General features: G+C 38.5%; 16 protein-coding genes. 3 read left to right on the top strand and 13 right to left on the bottom strand.

Annotated features, from left to right (window positions below; all coding sequences use genetic code 11):
- Positions 1-135: 135 nt before the first annotated feature.
- Together JK629_RS10050 and JK629_RS10045 are read left to right on the top strand one after the other, a co-directional pair.
- Positions 136-375, top strand: coding sequence for a hypothetical protein (locus tag JK629_RS10050; RefSeq protein WP_202335498.1), 240 nt, complete (start codon positions 136-138; stop codon positions 373-375).
- A gap of 116 nt (positions 376-491) precedes the next feature.
- On the top strand, positions 492-1,004 hold the full coding sequence (locus tag JK629_RS10045; RefSeq protein ID WP_202335497.1) for an OmpH family outer membrane protein: 513 nt from the start codon (positions 492-494) through the stop codon (positions 1,002-1,004).
- 232 nt (positions 1,005-1,236) lie between these two features.
- Here the strand turns inward: JK629_RS10045 and guaB are convergent, their stop codons facing one another.
- From guaB to JK629_RS09995, 10 genes are all read right to left on the bottom strand, one after another.
- The gene (gene guaB / locus JK629_RS10040; protein ID WP_202335496.1) at positions 1,237-2,709 is read right to left on the bottom strand and encodes an IMP dehydrogenase; all 1,473 of its coding nucleotides are present in this window, start codon (positions 2,707-2,709) and stop codon (positions 1,237-1,239) included.
- Between the two features lie 158 nt (positions 2,710-2,867).
- Entirely contained in the window at positions 2,868-5,300 is a 2,433-nt protein-coding gene (locus tag JK629_RS10035) for a TonB-dependent receptor (protein ID WP_202335495.1), read from the bottom strand.
- 9 nt (positions 5,301-5,309) lie between these two features.
- Positions 5,310-6,674, bottom strand: a complete 1,365-nt coding sequence (locus JK629_RS10030; RefSeq protein ID WP_202335494.1) for an HTTM domain-containing protein — start codon at positions 6,672-6,674, stop codon at positions 5,310-5,312.
- Positions 6,674-7,795: an imelysin family protein gene (locus tag JK629_RS10025; protein ID WP_202335493.1), complete on the bottom strand. Its 1,122-nt coding sequence runs from the start codon at positions 7,793-7,795 to the stop codon at positions 6,674-6,676. Before JK629_RS10025 ends, JK629_RS10030 begins: the two co-directional genes overlap by 1 nt.
- Positions 7,796-7,865: 70 nt before the next feature.
- Positions 7,866-9,086: a DUF4856 domain-containing protein gene (locus JK629_RS10020; RefSeq protein WP_202335492.1), complete on the bottom strand. Its 1,221-nt coding sequence runs from the start codon at positions 9,084-9,086 to the stop codon at positions 7,866-7,868.
- Between the two features lie 116 nt (positions 9,087-9,202).
- On the bottom strand, positions 9,203-9,685 hold the full coding sequence (locus JK629_RS10015) for a heme-binding domain-containing protein (protein ID WP_202335491.1): 483 nt from the start codon (positions 9,683-9,685) through the stop codon (positions 9,203-9,205).
- Complete coding sequence (locus tag JK629_RS10010; protein ID WP_202335490.1) at positions 9,685-11,226, bottom strand: bifunctional metallophosphatase/5'-nucleotidase; 1,542 nt, start codon at positions 11,224-11,226, stop codon at positions 9,685-9,687. The genes JK629_RS10015 and JK629_RS10010 overlap by 1 nt, the downstream gene beginning before the upstream one ends.
- The gene (locus tag JK629_RS10005) at positions 11,227-12,090 is read right to left on the bottom strand and encodes a hydroxymethylglutaryl-CoA lyase (protein WP_202335489.1); all 864 of its coding nucleotides are present in this window, start codon (positions 12,088-12,090) and stop codon (positions 11,227-11,229) included.
- A 63-nt stretch (positions 12,091-12,153) separates the two neighbouring features.
- Positions 12,154-12,768 (bottom strand): LysE family translocator, encoded by a 615-nt coding sequence (locus JK629_RS10000; protein ID WP_202335488.1) that lies wholly within the window; start codon positions 12,766-12,768, stop codon positions 12,154-12,156.
- Positions 12,765-13,781: a quinone-dependent dihydroorotate dehydrogenase gene (locus tag JK629_RS09995; protein ID WP_202335487.1), complete on the bottom strand. Its 1,017-nt coding sequence runs from the start codon at positions 13,779-13,781 to the stop codon at positions 12,765-12,767. The genes JK629_RS10000 and JK629_RS09995 overlap by 4 nt, the downstream gene beginning before the upstream one ends.
- 85 nt (positions 13,782-13,866) lie before the next feature.
- Here JK629_RS09995 and pepT point away from each other — a divergent pair, with 85 nt between their 5' ends.
- Entirely contained in the window at positions 13,867-15,129 is a 1,263-nt protein-coding gene (gene pepT, locus JK629_RS09990) for a peptidase T (protein WP_202335486.1), read from the top strand.
- Positions 15,130-15,215: 86 nt separating this feature from the next.
- On the opposite strand, the gene yajC is transcribed toward pepT, so the two are convergent.
- From yajC to nusB, 3 genes are read right to left on the bottom strand one after another with little or no spacing between them, the layout of a single operon-like run.
- The gene (gene yajC / locus JK629_RS09985; RefSeq protein ID WP_202335485.1) at positions 15,216-15,506 is read right to left on the bottom strand and encodes a preprotein translocase subunit YajC; all 291 of its coding nucleotides are present in this window, start codon (positions 15,504-15,506) and stop codon (positions 15,216-15,218) included.
- 27 nt (positions 15,507-15,533) lie between these two features.
- Positions 15,534-16,010 (bottom strand): DUF1573 domain-containing protein, encoded by a 477-nt coding sequence (locus JK629_RS09980; protein ID WP_202335484.1) that lies wholly within the window; start codon positions 16,008-16,010, stop codon positions 15,534-15,536.
- A 55-nt stretch (positions 16,011-16,065) separates the two neighbouring features.
- On the bottom strand, positions 16,066-17,010 hold the full coding sequence (gene nusB / locus JK629_RS09975) for a transcription antitermination factor NusB (RefSeq protein WP_202335483.1): 945 nt from the start codon (positions 17,008-17,010) through the stop codon (positions 16,066-16,068).
- Positions 17,011-17,024 lie beyond the last annotated feature (14 nt).

Here is a 17,024-nt window from a genome sequence, read left to right as displayed (position 1 = left end):
AAACGAATTTAATATAATTATAGTGTTTTGTGGTTTTATTAATTTTCACAGAAACCCGTACATTGCGGTAGATTTTTATAATAAAGAAAATATTGCCTCCGTTTTGAAGAAATATTTCTTTTCAAGAAAACACAAATGACTGAAAAAGTGAAACTTATATGGGATTTCAGAGGGCCAAATGCAAAACATATTGCCACACACCACGCAAAGCATCTTAGTGAATTTGCCGAAACTGAAAACCTAAAGAACGCCTTAACAGGAAACGAAGAAATTACCAATATGCACCACACCGCATTTATGGTTGTTGAAAAAAGCCAGATGGATACACTCCGGCAAATCTTAAAACCTACCCGAGGACAACTTTATGATGAATAGTGCACAAAGGGATCTAAAGTTTGTGCACACATTTTTTTACAATCAATAGCGTAACTGCCTGTATAATTGCAATATTTATAGTAATATTGCGCTCCTAAATTTTAAAATATAATAAAATGAAATTTCTAAAAATTGCCGTATTCTTTATTGGTCTTACCACTTTCGGACAAAGCAAGGTTGGGGCCGTAGATATAGATTACATACTTTCCAAAATGCCCGAAATGACAACCGTACAGACCCAATTGGAAACCTATGGGAAGCAATTGGACATTGACCTTAACAAAAAAGTGGACGAATACAAAAAGTTGGCAGAAGCATATAAAGCTGGCGAAGCTACATTTACTCCTGAAGTAAAAAAAACAAAACAAACCGAACTTTTAACGCTAGAGGCCGATATCCAAAAATTTCAGCAGAACGGCGCCAAGCTTATGGAGATTAAACAACAAGAATACTTACAACCACTCTATAAGAAAATCGGAGAAGCATTGGATAAAGTAGCTAAAGCGCAAAATTACACCCAAGTAATGCAGACCTCCACAGATATGGTTTATTTAGACCCTAATTACGACCTTACGCTGCCAATCATTACCGAGTTGGGAATTACAATTACAGCAGAAGAAGGAAAATAAAGCATAATTTTTTTAGATAGAAACGTGGTACTTTGAAAGTTCCACGTTTTTTTTATACATCTATTTATCAATAAACTACATTTTGAAATTCATAAGGTGCAATTGAAGAAAAAAGAAAGCTCTCCATGGGAAACAATTATCAATTATTTTAAACAATTGCAAAACTCTCTATCATAAAAAAGCATAGGAAAACTCCCATGCTTTTTCAAAAGATTATTTAATTCTTAAAACGCTATCTACTATAGTTTGGCGCCTCTTTCGTAATAGTTACATCGTGTGGATGACTTTCCGCAATTCCTGAAAAGGTTATTTTTACAAACTTGCCATTCTCTTTTAAAGTCTCAATATCCTTGGAGCCACAATAACCCATTCCAGCCCGCAAGCCGCCGATGAATTGCGTCATACTTTCCACTAATTCACCTTTGTACGGTACACGGCCCACAATACCTTCCGGAACCAGTTTTTTGATATCATCCTCCACATCTTGGAAGTAACGATCCTTGGAGCCTTGTTTCATCGCTTCCACAGAACCCATACCGCGGTATGATTTAAATTTCCTTCCTTCATAAATAATCGTTTCTCCGGGAGATTCCTTTGTTCCTGCCAATAGCGACCCGAGCATAACACAATCTGCGCCAGCAGCAATCGCTTTTGGAATATCGCCTGTGTAGCGAATTCCACCATCCGCAATCACGGGCACACCGCTACCTTTAATAGCCGCGGCAACTTCCAGCACCGCAGAAAACTGTGGAAACCCAACTCCCGCCACCACACGAGTGGTACAAATTGAGCCAGGACCAATTCCAACTTTTACGGCATCGGCACCTGCATCGACTAAATATTTTGCAGCATCAGCTGTGGCAATATTCCCAACTACTACGTCTAAATCCGGAAATTTTTGTTTTACTTGTTTTAAAACTTCAACAACTCCTTTTGTATGTCCGTGGGCAGTATCAATAATTACAGCGTCAATCTGTGCATTTACCAAAGCTTCTGCTCTTTGCACTGCATCTGCTGTAACCCCTAATGCTGCGGCAACGCGTAGCCTTCCAAATTTATCTTTGTTAGCTATAGGTTTTTGGGTAAGTTTTGTTATATCTCGAAATGTAATAAGCCCCAACAATTTTCCGTCATCGCTCACTACAGGTAACTTTTCAATTTTATTTTGCTGAAGAATTATCTCAGCTTCCTTTAAGGATGTTCCCTGAGCAACAGTCACTAAATTTTCGGAAGTCATAACTTCACTCAATTCTCGCTTTAAATTCTTTTCAAAACGAAGATCGCGGTTTGTTACAATTCCTATAAGTTTTCCAGCATCATCCGTAATGGGGATTCCACCAATACTGTACTCGCGCATCGTCTTTTGGGCATCACCTACAGTTGCAGTTTTCTTTAAAGTAACTGGATCGATTATCATGCCGCTTTCGGCACGCTTCACTTTTCGTACTTCGGCAGCCTGTTCTTCAATAGTCATGTTTTTGTGAAGCACACCAATACCGCCTTCGCGGGCAATAGCAATGGCCATGGCGCTTTCGGTAACGGTATCCATCGCTGCAGAAACGATGGGGACGTTCAATGTAATATTTCGTGAAAATTTTGTGGCGATGGAAACTTCGCGCGGTAAAATTTCGGAATAGGCAGGCACCAAAAGTACGTCATCGTAAGTAAGGCCTTCCCCAAGAATCTTGTTGTCGTGTGCGGTCATTGCAATTAAATTAACTTCCGAAAGAGCGAAAGTGGTTATGGATTAATTGCGTGCAAATGTACATCTTTTAATTCAGAATTTTGAATTAAGAATTGTGAATTATCCTGCAACTATTAAAAATATAGAGATATGTTTAAAAATCTCGCTGTCATTTTCAATTATAACTTTATCTGCAGCGTCGCATACCAAGTACGTGGCTGGCTGGGAAGGATTCCCGGACCAGGATACCCGGTAGCTCTTCGCGTAAAATAACTGTTATCCAAAACATTATTAATACCGCCTTCCAGTTTAAAACGACCAAAAGTGTATGCCAAGGAAAGATCCAAAATATCATAAGCAGGGATTTCGCCCACAATGCCACTCTGGCTTTCAAAATCGCGCTTGCTATTTGTGGCATCTGTAAACTGCTTACTCAAATACGTATATTGCAGGCTTCCCAAAAAGTTTTTGTAACCAAAGCCCAGCCCGGTTTTTAAATTGATTGCAGGAATAAATTCTACTTTCTTGCCTTCCACATTATTTTCTTCGGAAGAAGTGTATTCACTATCGGTTAATGCGAGGTTCACAAAATAATTCATCCTAAAATTTCTATTGGCTGAAAGAGTTTCCATAATGTTCCAATCCACAAAACTTTCCAAACCATAGGTAACCGCATCGCCAATATTTCCGCGGAAACGCTCCTCTTGAATATCGCTCACCTCGCGCACGATCACCCCTAACCTATCTTGATAGCTCAGGTAAAAACCACCGATATCATACGAAAGGTATTTGCCAAACCTTCCGCGTGCGCCCAAATCAAAAGTATAGCCCTCCTCGTCAGTAATATTTGGATCGACAACCAAAGAAGGATTGGTAATTCTAATATCATTAAAAGTAACCGAACGGTAGTTTTGGCTCACGTTCCCATAAACTTCCATAGATTTCACGGGTTTGTAACTCAACCCTACTCCCAAAAGCACAAATGCACGATCAAACTCGCGGTTGTCCGCAATATCCTCGTTCAGAATTGGATTGCCTGCAATGTCGAAATTTATCTTTTTGAACTCTCCTTCACTTTGCGTTTTAATATATTCAAAACGGAAACCGGGCGTAACCGAAAACTTGGAAGAAATGTTAAAAATATTTTCCCCAAAGGCAGCAAAGTTCAGGTTTGGAAATTCAAAATCACTTTGGCGCGGATAATTCGGAAACTCTTCTGAAGCGAATTCAAAATTGGCGTCACTACCGTTGGTTCCCGGCCCTTGGCGTTCGCTATTGTTTGATTGGTAATATTTTCCGCCAAATAATACTACATTTTCGTTTCCAAATAAATTATAATGTGTCAAAAGTCTGGCTTCCGCGCCCCAATTGTTGAAATTTCCTGAAATCAATTCACGCGGCGCATCCAGATCATCCTGCTGTGAAACCCTGTTTTCACGGAAACCAACCGATTTTCTATAGGCATCCAGTGCAAAAAGGTTTAGGCTGAAATCTGTTTTTTCCGAAAAACTGTGATCCAAACGCAGCGAATACAATTTCCAATCTACCTTAAACCAGTTTCGCGTCCGGTTGCTGAAAGTTGGGTCTTCCTCAAACTGTTTATCCGTAAGTCCTCCCGGTTGTTGCGCTAAATAGTTCAAATAGCTAATTTCAAAAGCGAGGGTTGTTTTTTCTGAAAAATTATACTCCAAATGAGCGTAGGCGTTGTGCGAATCAAATTCAGAATTGGGCCTGAAATCATCACCCGTTTTAAAGTTGTAATATGCGTAATAGCCAAACTTCCCCACGGTGCCACTCAGACTGTTGAAACTATTGAAAAGTTTATACGAACCTAAGGATTGTCGGGAAATCCATTCTATTTTTTTCTTCGGCTTGGGTTGGTGCAACTTAAAATTTATCAATCCGCCAAACTGCGTTCCGTACTGAAGCGAAGCCGCGCCACGAACCACTTCAATCTCGCTAATGGCATCGGCGGGCGGAGTGTAGTAACTTTCGGGATAGCCCAAAACATCTGCTGAAATATCATAACCGTTTTGGCGTGTGTTGAAATTTGCGGTTCTGTTTGGGTTCAAACCACGACCGCCAATGTTCAACTGTAAGCCACCGTCGTTGTTTTCATAAATATTCAACCCTACAACCTGCGCATAAATCTGTCGTGCATTGTTGGTGGCAGTATTTGTAGTCAAGTTGTCCATCACAACCACTTCGCTCTTTTTTCCAGCGTAAATGGCCGTGCCTTCCACCTGTTTTAAATTCCGCAAAGCGAAAATTTCCTCTTTACGTTTTGTGATCCGTACTTCGGAAAGCTGCTCGCCCAGCAGTTCCAATTCAAAATTTATCGCTGTGTTTTCTGAAATAGTAAACTGTTTTTTCAATACTTCATATTCCAGATTAAAGACCGCAAACTCATAAGTGCCTGCAGGAATATCGGAAAATTCAAAATTTCCGTCTACATCGCTTACTTTAGATTTTCCAAGATCCAAAATATAAACTTCGGCGTAGGCTATCGGGGCTTGGGTTTCTTTTGAAATTACTTTTCCAGAAATTGAAAATTGTGCAACTACTGAAAAGTTCAAAAAAAGAAAAAATAAAAAGAGGGCGTTTTTCAACATTGTATTATTTTAAAGTCCTTTAATGGTATCGTTAAATGGTAAAATCCAATCCTTTCTACGGAAAGATTCCCGTTGTTTCATCAAATCTACATTTGGGTCAACGTAGGGCTGGCTCAACCTACCGTTGAGTGCTACATAACTTTCTGCATACACAGCTATATTTTCGTGACCTTGTGCTTCAAAATGTTCTCCTAAAAAATGTGCGTATTGCAGTATAAAATCTGGCTGGGTGCTCATCTGTTTTTCTTGGAAGGGCGTCAAAAAATCTGTGTTATCCACTAAAAATTGCTCCCCGGTTTCTGTATTTTTTATTTTGAATTGCGCATAGCCCGCTTTCTCCATCAACATAACCCGCCAAGAAAATCGATAGCCTTCCTCTGTCCAAAAAAGCTCGTTGGGGTACGCCAAATAGCGCCACGGAAACACTAGCTGAAATACAAAAAACACGGCAAGAATCGGCAAGGCAATATTTCTTTTGAAACGGTATTTCTTTGTTTGCGTAAGAGCGACCATTTTGGAATAATCAATTCGCAATAATTTCGAAATAAAACGGATTATTTTTCTGTGAAAGCCCGTGCCAAAAAAGATAAGTGTGCTAACAATCATTATATACGGAAACATCCCAATAGGAAACAATATCCGCGTTATCACGTGAAAAATTACAACTAAAGCAAAGGCAAACCAGCGTGTACGTTTATATAGCAATAAAAATGGAATGGCCAGATCATACAGGGCGCCACTCCAACTGAAAGTATAATGCACCCAGGATTGCTGCATTAAATCTCCCAGAAAAGGAAGATCGTATTTTGAGGGGAGCCAGATTTTTAAAGGCATGGCCTTAAACAGCCAATCGCTGTTCAGTTTTGCCAAGCCTGCATAAAAATAGACGATGCCCAACATTAGTTTGATGCTATCTATGGTCCATTGTGGAACCAATTGAAATGCTTTGTTTGGATTTTTATAAGCATCTATAGAAAAATATGCGTTTGCGGGAAGAAAAATCATTAAAAACCCTACGCAGCTTATAAAATAATAATGGTTAAGATAGGTGGTCTTGTCCATCAACTCGATATAAGTGAAACTTAAAAAGAAAACAATAATCGCTATGCGATATTTGTAGCCCAAAGCCACAAAAAGCGCAGCAATTCCACAAATTATAAAAAGAAGATAGGTATAATCGCCAATAGGCTTAACCCATTCAAAACCGTAATAACTGAAGAAAAATTTTGGTTGGATGTAAAGTTTTTCAATCCAACCATTCATCCAAAAACGGACGATACTCAAAAACATCATAAATCCAAAAAGAACACGAAAGACTGCAAGTGGTGCGGCCTGTGTGTCTTTCTTGAAATATTTTTGAACTGCCGCTAACATTAGTCCCCGTCAGCGTCAACATAATCTATGGTTACATCAAAAGCTTGTACCATATCTACCTTCATAAGTACAACAAGCCGTTGCAATTCGTCATAGGAAGCTAGCATTTTTGTATTGTCAGTTTCTATTTGTTGTATAAAATTAACGTTCAGCTCGTTTGCTTTATTCTTTGCGACCGCGAATTGATTGTTTATTAAAGCACTTAAGTTTTCACCATTTTTGATGGTATTCAGGTAATCCAAGTATGTTTTAAAACTCTGTCCAGTGGAATTTCCATTAAAACTTCTTCCGTTAAAGAAATTTACACTAGCATCAATGGCTTCCAATAAAAGTTCTTTTGAGATATCCTTTTTGTAGAATGCCTCTACGTTTTGGGGCAAAGTTCCGCTTGAAAAAATACCTGCGGGAATACCCACTTTACCGGCCCGAAGCGCTTTTTCGAAATAAAAGATATAATCATTGGTAAGTTTGTCAACAGCACCGGAGGCTGATGAACTTGTATTTGCCACAAACGTATCGCGGTAACCGCCCGTCCAGCTTGTAAGCACCTCATTGCTCAAACTTGAAATAGTTTGGGAAAGGGTTTTCAAATAGTTTTTATACCCTTCAGCATTGGAATTTAAAGTGTAAAAAGTTACAATTTCAGCATCGGTTTCAGCAAGGCCATTCAGCATATAATCCAATGCTGGAAACCCTTGCTTATCTATAGTAGAAGGCAACGCAAAATCATAATTTCCCGTTGCGATAAAATCTTCAATCTGGGCAACGTTTGTAGGATAAACGTTCAATCGGTTTCGGAAACGTACTTCCTCTGCTTTTCCAATTTCAAACATAGAAACATTCTGGAATGATACATAAGCCTCTTTCCAGACTGAGCGCAGCGATTGTAGGTTCTCAACTGTGGGCATTGCGTTGAAAATAGTTGTTGCACTCTCCATTTCAACTACTTTGGAATTGAAACTGCTATACGCGGGAATGATGATATTATCCGCCCAATTGGCAAGCATTGCGCCGCGGTCAAACGTGTCGTTTGTTTCTTCTGGGCTATCGCTATCGCTTGAACATGCGGCAATTGATGCTGCTACGATTGCTAAAAGGATTCCTATTTTTAAAAATTTCATCGTAAGTATTTTTATTAAAAAAAACCAACCGGCCAGCAATAACGGCCGATTGGCTACTAACACAATTAAACTATAAACTTGCCGCTTCTGAAACGGTAAAATCGAACTTTGCAGCCATAGCTTCAGATACTGCATCCAATGTTTCTGGGGCAATATCCCAAAAGCCATTGTTTGAAGAATTCATAAGCATATTCAATAGCGCATCCACTTCAGTTTTTGTGAAAAGCGGTGTACTGTTATCTGATTTTCTTGTAAAACGTAAACTGTAAACGAAGCCATAGGCCTCAGATAAAGCGTGGAAAGCGCCCTGACGATCGCCGTCAACAATTTTATTTTTACCGGCCTGTAGGTAATAAATACCACGAACGGCAATTACTTCAGAAATTTTCTCGCGGATTATAGCTACCTGCTCATCGCGAACTTCATAATTTTTTGCGACAATTGCGGCACGACCCAGTTTAAATGCATCCCAAATATCTGCGGCTATAGTTGAAAAATCTGGGTCATCGTTAACGCGGCCTACATATTCATTTAAAAATTTGTCGTCTTCGCCTATGGTTAGATTTGGGTTTTCAGGATTTGCAGAGGTTCCATAAAGGTAACCGTAGGCCTCATCCCATTTGTGCTCCATAGTTGTGTAAGATTTGTTTTCTTCAGTAATACCGTTATCGTTATTTTCACGATTATTACCATCATCAAGCACAGCGGCACTTAAATAGTTATTAAGTATTTGGTCTGCCATTACAGCACCCAAAAGGCTTTTTGCAAAGGCCTGGTTGTATTCTAAACCTTTCGCGCTCACGTAACGTGTTCTAGTGCCATCTGCAATCTGTCCAGGTGTTCCAGGGGTAGCAACTACCATAATATTTGGAAAAACCTCATTTACCTGTGAAGAAATATAGTTTTCAAAAGTTGCTTTTATTTCGGCACTTTCTGAAGTATTAGTAAAAAAATAATCATAGGAAGCTGCAGTTTTGCTTCGAAGGTTTTTATCTGAGGCATTTAAATCGGCTTCTGTAAAATCATTGTTTCCGGCTTGATGGTTGAACATTGCCAATAATGATGCTTCAGTAGCATTGTCAAAGTCAGTAAAAGCGTTAGCAGTTTCACCCGCCATTAGAATTCTTGTGGTTTGGCCATCAAAGTTAACTGTTGACTCGCTATTGCGCATAAATTTATAAGTTGAAGGAACTTCAACAGTATTTTGTACTATTGGCTGATCGTCGTCAGAGGAACACGAAACAAAAAAAAGTGCTGAAATGACTAGTGTGGCTGAAAGTAGATTTTTCATTAAATATTATTTAGACTGAATTAAGATAGATTGATTTTTCAGCCGCAAAAATAATAGTCAGTAATAAACCTCACAAGTTTATTTAGAATTAATTTAAATAAATTTAATAGGAATAATTATTCGTTTAAAGAAACTTCCAATTGGTGTTTGTATTGAAGTCGAGCGACCCCAGCCCATTGCAGCAGCAACTTTTTATTTTCCTCGGAAAGATCACCATGAATAATGGTATAGGACCTCAAGGGCATTTCATCATCCTCTACCATTTCAACCAGTTCCTCTAACTTGTGTTCTTTCTTTTTTATGGAGTATTTGCTCCATTCAGAAACATTGAAATGCTCTTTCCCGTGCTCAATATGTTCATCAAGCCACAGTGAAAAGGGCGCGATCTCTGCATACCATGGATATTGGGTTTGATTGCTGTGGCAGTCGTAGCAATTGTCTTTTAATATGATTGCAACTTTTGCAGAAGGCTTGGTTTCGGCTTCAAAAGCAGCAACGCTTTCATAACCTCCGTTATTTTTTTCGGGACGAATAAATTGAATTGCAACCAAAGCTATCAGCAGCAAAATCAAAATTATTTTTACAATCTTTTTAATCATTATTTTTTTAGCGAATTTAAATAGAAAATAATTGCCTTCCGAATATCTGCGGCATTTTCAGTTTCATCGGGTGTATAGACCTTCACAATGCCTTTATTTTCAGGAGTTAAAAAAGGAATGTCCAAACCTTTCAGCAAAAAGTCGCTGAAGGCTACAGTATATGTTTTATTGTCGCTTATTGGCTTATCGCTTACTTGCCATTCCCCATTCTGGTTCTGGGAAAATTTGTAACGTTGAAGATAAGCGCCTTCACCGCTTTGTGATTTTCCGTATTCCAAAACTTCTTTTAATAAACTTCCTTTTAAATCTACTTTTAAAACACTTCCTCCAAAGGGAAGTACCCTAAATATATCTGCGCTGGTAATATCGCCTACCAATCTATCATCAATTCGTATGGAGCCACCGTTTACCAAAGCACCGTCCACTTTATCATTATAGGCATATGCCATGGAGCGGGTTATAAGTTCACCTATATTGGTTTGTTTGCTTCGGTTGGAGGTATCAGTTCCATCCAATGGATCCGATGCTCTATATATTATCTCACTGGGGTTTTCTATCACTTCTTTTAGCTTTTTGTCCAAAATTTCGGTCCATTTGTTTACTACGCGTTCCACCTTGGCCGAAGATGCTATTTTATCTGTTACCATCATCAATTCAGAATTGATATGAAGATATTTTGTACGAAGGTTATAGATGAGGGTATGTACGTAAACACTTTTAGCATTGGCATCTGCTTTGGAAATAATGGTTTTCCCTTCTTTTATAAGCATATTATAGTGTTCATGTCCACCCATTATCAAAGGTAGTGCTCTCAGTCGCTTGGCAATTTCCTTATCCTCATCTAGGGAAACGTGTGTAAGGCCAACTACAAAATCAGCTTTTTGAATGGCTAGGTCATACGCCCGAATTGCATTCTCATAAATATTGCCATACGAAACATAAGCTTTTGGGTTTGAAGGAAGCGTTACGCCAAAAACTCCAAATTTCATGATATTTCCATCCGCATCCGTGGCGCTGAAGGTGGAAAAATCTGATGTGGGCACTGTAGAATATTCCCACTTAGTAGCAAAAGGCATAAGTCCTTTTTCAGTAACGTGCCTTACATTAGCAGTGGTCCAGGTAAAATTTGATTCATTTAATCTTTTTTGAAGGTCTTTTTCACTCAAATCAAACTCATGGTTACCAAAGGTTACCAAATCAATATCCATTGCATTAAGTACGTCTATCATCTGTTTGCCATTTACACGTTCGCCATCAATCGTGAGAGAACCAATTAGAGAAGGGTTAAGAAAATCTCCGGCCAGGAATAAAAAGGTATTTGGATATTTTTCCTTGATTGAATCACGAATATGCGCCACACGTGCCAGCCCACCATATTCACCCCCATTTAAGGGAGCAATTTCATATACATCGTTAATTTGAATAAATTTGAGGGTAATGGCCCCCGCTCCTTTTATTGGGTCTTCGGGATATACTTGTTGAAAGATTTGGCAGCTCGAAAAAAAACAGCCCACAAAAACCAATAGTAAAAAATTTTTCATTTAATGATATTTAGTAAAAATTTTGGTTGCTTCATTGTGCGCACTCTCAAAAGACATTGGGTTTATGTTACTTAAAACTTTTTCAGCCGTAAAATAGCTGAGCATTTTTTCGGTAGGCATATTTCCCGTTAATTCGTCCTTTGCCATTGGGCAACCGCCAAAACCTTGAATGGCTCCATCAAATCTTCTGCAGCCAGCTTTATATGCTGCATCAATTTTTTCATGCCAAGCGTTTGGTGTGGTGTGCAAATGTGCGCCAAATTCTATATGGGGATATTTGGCTATTAAGTTAGTAAATAAATATGAAATTATCTCAGGTGTAGAAGAACCTACCGTATCACTGAGGGAAAGAATCTTCACTCCCATAGCAGCAAGCCGCTCCGTCCACTCGCCTACTATTTCAACATTCCATGGGTCACCGTAAGGATTTCCGAAGCCCATGGATAGATAGGCAACCACTTCTTTATTGTTTTTTTCGGCAAGGTTCAATATATCCTGAAGTATCACCAAGGATTCTGAAATGGTTTTGTGGGTGTTACGCATCTGGAAGTTTTCAGAAATGGAGAAAGGATAGCCCAAATAATTGATTTCTGAATGGCTTACGGCATCTTCCGCTCCGCGTAAATTCGCAATAATGGCAAGTAATTTGCTTTTAGTGGTAGAAAGATCCAACTTTGAAAGTACTTCGGCGGTATCACGCATTTGCGGAATCGCCTTTGGTGAAACAAAACTTCCAAAATCAATGGTATCAAAACCACAGCGCAAAAGCGATTGAATATATTGCACTTTTTGAGATGTGGGAATCCAGTCTTTGATGCCTTGCATGGCATCGCGCGGACATTCTATAATTTTTACTTGCTGCATTGCTTCAAAGATAGCAATTCCTGCAAAGGCAGGAATCTTTCAATTTTAAAAAAGGATTAAGCTTTACGGTAATAATATAAAAACAGCAATTCCTATAAAAACAATAATTTGGAGCCATTTCAATACTATTCCCATATTTTTCCACTCCAAAAGTAATTTTGAAATTTTCCCAGCAGCCATTGCAATTGCGCTAAAAGTTATAAAGGAAAAAATCATAAAAGTAATTCCCAAAATATAAAACTGAATTACTGTGTTTCCACCTTCATTCCACAGAAAACCTGGAAAAAAGGCCAAAAAGAAAATCATCACTTTAGGATTTACCAAATTCATGATAACACCGGTTTTAAAAAGTTGCGAGTATGATTTTTGCGGAGCATTTTCAGTCAACGAAATGTGCTCATCACTTTTATAGACTTTATAGGCTAAAAAAATTAAATAGCACGCACCCAAAATTTTTATTCCGTAGAAAATTTCTTCGGAAGCGGTTATAATTGCCGAGATTCCAAAAGCCAAAAGTGTAGTGTGAACGATACAGCCACTAATCAATCCCGCAGTTGTGGCAATACCGCTTTTAGTCCCATTAACCAACGATTGCGTAAGCACATAAATATTGTCCGGACCCGGAGAAATGGCCAAGGCAAGCGTTGCGATGGAGAATGAAATTAGGGTTTCAATCATTTTCGCTTTAAAATCGCTTTGTTTATTTGTTTAATAAGTCCAGGACCTTCATAAATAAAACCTGTGTAAAGTTGTACAAGACTTGCCCCGGCATCAAGTTTTTCCAAAGCATCTTCAGCAGAATGGATTCCGCCAACACCAATTATGGGGAAAGCTTTGTTGCTCTTTTCTGAAAGAAAACGGATTACTTCCGTCGCTCGCTTGGCTAAAGGTTTTCCGCTTAAACCACCCATTTCCATTTTACTTTCAGAAGAAATTCCTTCGCGGGAAATGGTGGTATTGGTTGCGATAACGCCGTCAATTTTTGTCGTTTCCACAATTTCAATGATATCCAAAAGTTGTTCATCGGTCAAATCGGGAGCTATTTTTAAAAGAATTGGTTTGCGTTTTTCTTTTAAATTATTTCTGTCCTGAAGCGTTTTCAACAAATCAGTCAATGGCTTTTTTTCCTGCAAGGCGCGCAGGTTTGGAGTATTGGGTGAGCTTACGTTTACTACAAAATAATTCACATAATCAAAAAGCGCTTCAAAACAGATTATATAATCTTTTACCGCTTCCTCGTTGGGAGTGGTTTTGTTTTTACCAATGTTTCCGCCAATTAAAACCTTTTCATTACCCTTTAATCTTTCAACTGTTTCTTTTACTCCGCCATTGTTGAAACCCATTCGGTTTATAATTGCAGCATCTTCTTTTAACCGAAACAAGCGCGGTTTGTCGTTCCCGGGTTGCGGCTTTGGTGTAACGGTGCCTATTTCAATAAAACCAAAACCAAAATTTGAAAGTTCTTTGTAAAGCTTTGCATCTTTATCAAAACCTGCGGCAAGTCCCACAGGGTTTGAAAATTTCAGTCCAAAAAGTTCGCGTTCCAGTTTTGGGCTTTCTATTTTATAAATACTTCTGAAAATACTTCCGAATCCAATTTTATGAAAAAATCGAATCAAGGAAAATGTAAAATAGTGAATTTTCTCAGGATCGAAACTGAAAAACAATGGACGAATGACGCTTTTATACATAGTTGAAAAATGTGGTACAAAAATACACTAAACTATGTATTTGTTATTTTGAATATGCTTTATTTTGTAATGTAAAAGAAAAACTATGATCGAAAAACAACACATTATAAATCGCTTTAAAAGTTACGTTACCGTGGATACCGAAAGCGATCCAAATAGCGACACTACCCCAAGCACCAAAAAGCAATGGGATCTTGCCAATAAACTTGCCCAAGAACTTAAGCAAATAGGCATGGAAGATGTAACTATTGACGAAAACGCTTATATAATGGCCACTTTGCCGTCAAATGTCTCGCATCCGGTTCCCGTAATCGGTTTTGTTTCTCACTTTGATACTTCACCGGATTTTACAGGAGCGAATGTAAAACCGCAAATTGTTGAAAACTACAACGGAAAAGATATTGTGCTGAACAAAGAACAGGACATCGTGCTTTCCCCAGATTATTTTGAGGACTTGTTGCTTTATAAAGGCCAAACATTAATTACGACCGATGGTACAACGCTTTTGGGAGCAGATGATAAAGCGGGTATCACAGAGATTGTTTCCGCAATGGAATATCTCATCAACCATCCCGAGATTAAGCATGGGAAAATTCGCGTTGGGTTTACCCCCGATGAAGAAATTGGACGTGGCGCCCATAAGTTTGATGTGAAAAAATTTGGCGCAGACTGGGCCTATACTATGGACGGAAGCCAAGTGGGCGAGCTGGAGTATGAAAACTTCAACGCTGCAGGAGCGGTAGTTACCGTAAAAGGAAAAATTGTGCATCCAGGTTACGCAAAAGGAAAAATGGTAAACAGTATGTACATAGCTACCGACTACATAAATTCTTTACCAAGACTTGAAACTCCAGAACATACCGAAGGACGCGAAGGCTTTTTTCATTTGCACGGAGTAAAAGGTACTGTGGATGAGACCAAGATTCAATACATTATTCGCGACCACGATAAAAAGCATTTTGAAGCCAGAAAGGAAATGATCCAAAAACTGGCTGATGATTTAAACGAACAATTTGAAATGGAGGTGGTGACAGTTGAAATTAAAGACCAATATTTCAATATGCGTGAAAAGATTGAGCCTGTTATGCACATTGTGAAAATTGCAAAGCAAGCCATGGAGCAAGCAGGTATTGAACCCATCATTAAACCAATTCGCGGCGGAACCGATGGTTCGCAATTAAGCTTTATGGGGCTTCCTTGCCCAAATATTTTTGCAGGAGGGCATAATTTTCACGGCAGATATGAATACGTACCTGTTGAAAGTATGCAAAAGGCTGTAGAAGTAATTGTGAATATTGCTAAAATTACCGCAGAGGATATCTCAAGGTTTAAAAAAGAAGAGGAGTAAATTTTACTCAATTACACCAAAAAGAAACTCCCTCAGCTATTTAAAAATAGAGTGAGGGAGTTTTTTATTTAAAAAGGAACAATTTACTATTTCTTTTCTTTTACGGGAGCATTTAGTTTTACTGTTCTTTCCATAGAAATAGCAGCTCTTTCAAACTTTATTTTTCCGGCACCGCATTCAATAACGCAGGTTCCATCATCATTAAGTTCTAATACTCTTCCGTGGATTCCGCCAGTGGTAATCACTTTGTCACCTTTTTTTAATTGGGCGGCAAACTGCTTTTCCTGTTTGGCTTTTTTCATTTGGGGACGTATCAAAAAAAGATACATCACCAAAAACAATAATATTATTGGTAAAAAACTTTGTATTTGTTCCATAGCAATTATTTATTCCTAAAATGGGTATTAGGAAGTTGGGGTTTTAATGGGCGCAGCACCAGCTTTAGGGTTTACAAAAGCTTTGATTGTCAAAGTTTCTGTCCCAGCTTTTGTGTTTGTAGTAAGTGTAACTGTTTTGCTCACTTGGTTTTGACCGCTACCATTGAACTTTACCAAAAGCTCTCCTGAGTCACCTGGCGCAACCGGTTCCTTAGTATATTCTGGAACTGTACAACCACAGCTACTTTTAGCATTTACGATCATTAAAGGGGCCTCACCAGTGTTTTTGAATTTAAAAACGTGCTCCACATTTGTCCCTTGGTCAATAGTACCAAAATCAAATTGACTTTCTTCAAAAGTGATTACGGGAAATTTACCTGACTCTGCATCACGCGCCTCCGCTGTTGCAACATTTTCTTCGTTTACTTTATCTGCTGCATTATCCTTGCAAGAAGAAAAAGCGAAAACAGATAGTATTGCTACTAATAATACTGATTTTTTCATGATAATTGTTATTTTTTATGTTTTTAGCACGCCAAAAATAGGGATTTTTTTACTTTTATTGAAGTCCGCGTCCAATTTTATTGAGTTTGCCATTTTCTTCAAATTCCTTCACTATTTTATCTAAAATTCCGTTGACAAAAATGCTGCTTTTAGGCGTTGAATATTCTTTGGAAACTTCCAAGTATTCATTGATTGTGGCTCTTACAGGAATGGATGGAAAATACAGAAATTCCGCAATGCCCATTTTCAGAATTATCAAATCTACATCGGCAATGCGTTCTTGGTCCCAGTTTGGTGTTTTTCCCTCAATCTGGGCATTCAGTTTGTCTTCGTTCAAAATCACTTTTCTGAAAAGCTGCAACGCATATTCACGGTCCTCATCGTTTTTGTATAGATTGGGAACTAAAAGGGAGGAGGCATTTTTTTCTGAAAGTTTATTGAGCATCTTTACAATGGCCGTATTCACAATGGGAAAATCATCTACCCACGTCAATCTTTTGTCTTCCAAATATTCGTAAAGCTTGTCATTGGGCGCCACTAATTCCTTGAAAACCTTAATTATGAAATCTCTATCTTCTTTGTAAGTAGTTTCTTTTTTTGAAAGGTAATTATCGTACCATTCCAATTGGCGCAGCTCGTTAAAGATAATTGAAACATACTCGCTGTCCAACTTCCAGTAATTGAGTTTTTTCTTTTCAATAATATTAGAAAAAGTTGCGTTTTCGGCGATTACCTTTAAAAGCTTATTGTCAACAAAAGTGCGGCTGGGGTTCTTTTCAAGTGTGGTTGCAAGATGCTTTTTTTGCGAACGGTTAAGAAAGCTGTCTGCCTGCTCCTGAAGTGACACAAGTAACTGCAACAACAATAAATAAAGATCCTGCATTTGGTCTATGCTGTGCATCAGAAATTTTTCCTGTGAATCTATATTCGGATTTTCACGCTGTTTATAGGCGTAAACGGACTGCAAAACTTTTACTCGGATATGTCTTCTTGTAAGCATATTTTTTGAAAGAA

This window comes from Aequorivita iocasae (assembly GCF_016757735.1).
GTDB lineage: Bacteria > Bacteroidota > Bacteroidia > Flavobacteriales > Flavobacteriaceae > Aequorivita > Aequorivita iocasae.
The sequence above is the reverse complement of the archived record's forward strand: the minus strand, read 5'-3'. Positions and strand labels throughout refer to the sequence as shown.

Excerpts from the sequence above, each read along its gene's own strand:
- JK629_RS10050 (WP_202335498.1), top strand. The coding sequence starts at position 136 with ATGACTGAAAAAGTGAAACTTATATGGGATTTCAGAGGGCCAAATGCA.
- JK629_RS10045 (WP_202335497.1), top strand. The coding sequence starts at position 492 with ATGAAATTTCTAAAAATTGCCGTATTCTTTATTGGTCTTACCACTTTC.
- guaB (WP_202335496.1), bottom strand. The coding sequence starts at position 2,709 with ATGACCGCACACGACAACAAGATTCTTGGGGAAGGCCTTACTTACGAT.
- JK629_RS10035 (WP_202335495.1), bottom strand. The coding sequence starts at position 5,300 with ATGTTGAAAAACGCCCTCTTTTTATTTTTTCTTTTTTTGAACTTTTCA.
- JK629_RS10030 (WP_202335494.1), bottom strand. The coding sequence starts at position 6,674 with ATGTTAGCGGCAGTTCAAAAATATTTCAAGAAAGACACACAGGCCGCA.
- JK629_RS10025 (WP_202335493.1), bottom strand. The coding sequence starts at position 7,795 with ATGAAATTTTTAAAAATAGGAATCCTTTTAGCAATCGTAGCAGCATCA.
- JK629_RS10020 (WP_202335492.1), bottom strand. The coding sequence starts at position 9,086 with ATGAAAAATCTACTTTCAGCCACACTAGTCATTTCAGCACTTTTTTTT.
- JK629_RS10015 (WP_202335491.1), bottom strand. The coding sequence starts at position 9,685 with ATGATTAAAAAGATTGTAAAAATAATTTTGATTTTGCTGCTGATAGCT.
- JK629_RS10010 (WP_202335490.1), bottom strand. The coding sequence starts at position 11,226 with ATGAAAAATTTTTTACTATTGGTTTTTGTGGGCTGTTTTTTTTCGAGC.
- JK629_RS10005 (WP_202335489.1), bottom strand. The coding sequence starts at position 12,090 with ATGCAGCAAGTAAAAATTATAGAATGTCCGCGCGATGCCATGCAAGGC.
- JK629_RS10000 (WP_202335488.1), bottom strand. The coding sequence starts at position 12,768 with ATGATTGAAACCCTAATTTCATTCTCCATCGCAACGCTTGCCTTGGCC.
- JK629_RS09995 (WP_202335487.1), bottom strand. The coding sequence starts at position 13,781 with ATGTATAAAAGCGTCATTCGTCCATTGTTTTTCAGTTTCGATCCTGAG.
- pepT (WP_202335486.1), top strand. The coding sequence starts at position 13,867 with ATGATCGAAAAACAACACATTATAAATCGCTTTAAAAGTTACGTTACC.
- yajC (WP_202335485.1), bottom strand. The coding sequence starts at position 15,506 with ATGGAACAAATACAAAGTTTTTTACCAATAATATTATTGTTTTTGGTG.
- JK629_RS09980 (WP_202335484.1), bottom strand. The coding sequence starts at position 16,010 with ATGAAAAAATCAGTATTATTAGTAGCAATACTATCTGTTTTCGCTTTT.
- nusB (WP_202335483.1), bottom strand. The coding sequence starts at position 17,010 with ATGCTTACAAGAAGACATATCCGAGTAAAAGTTTTGCAGTCCGTTTAC.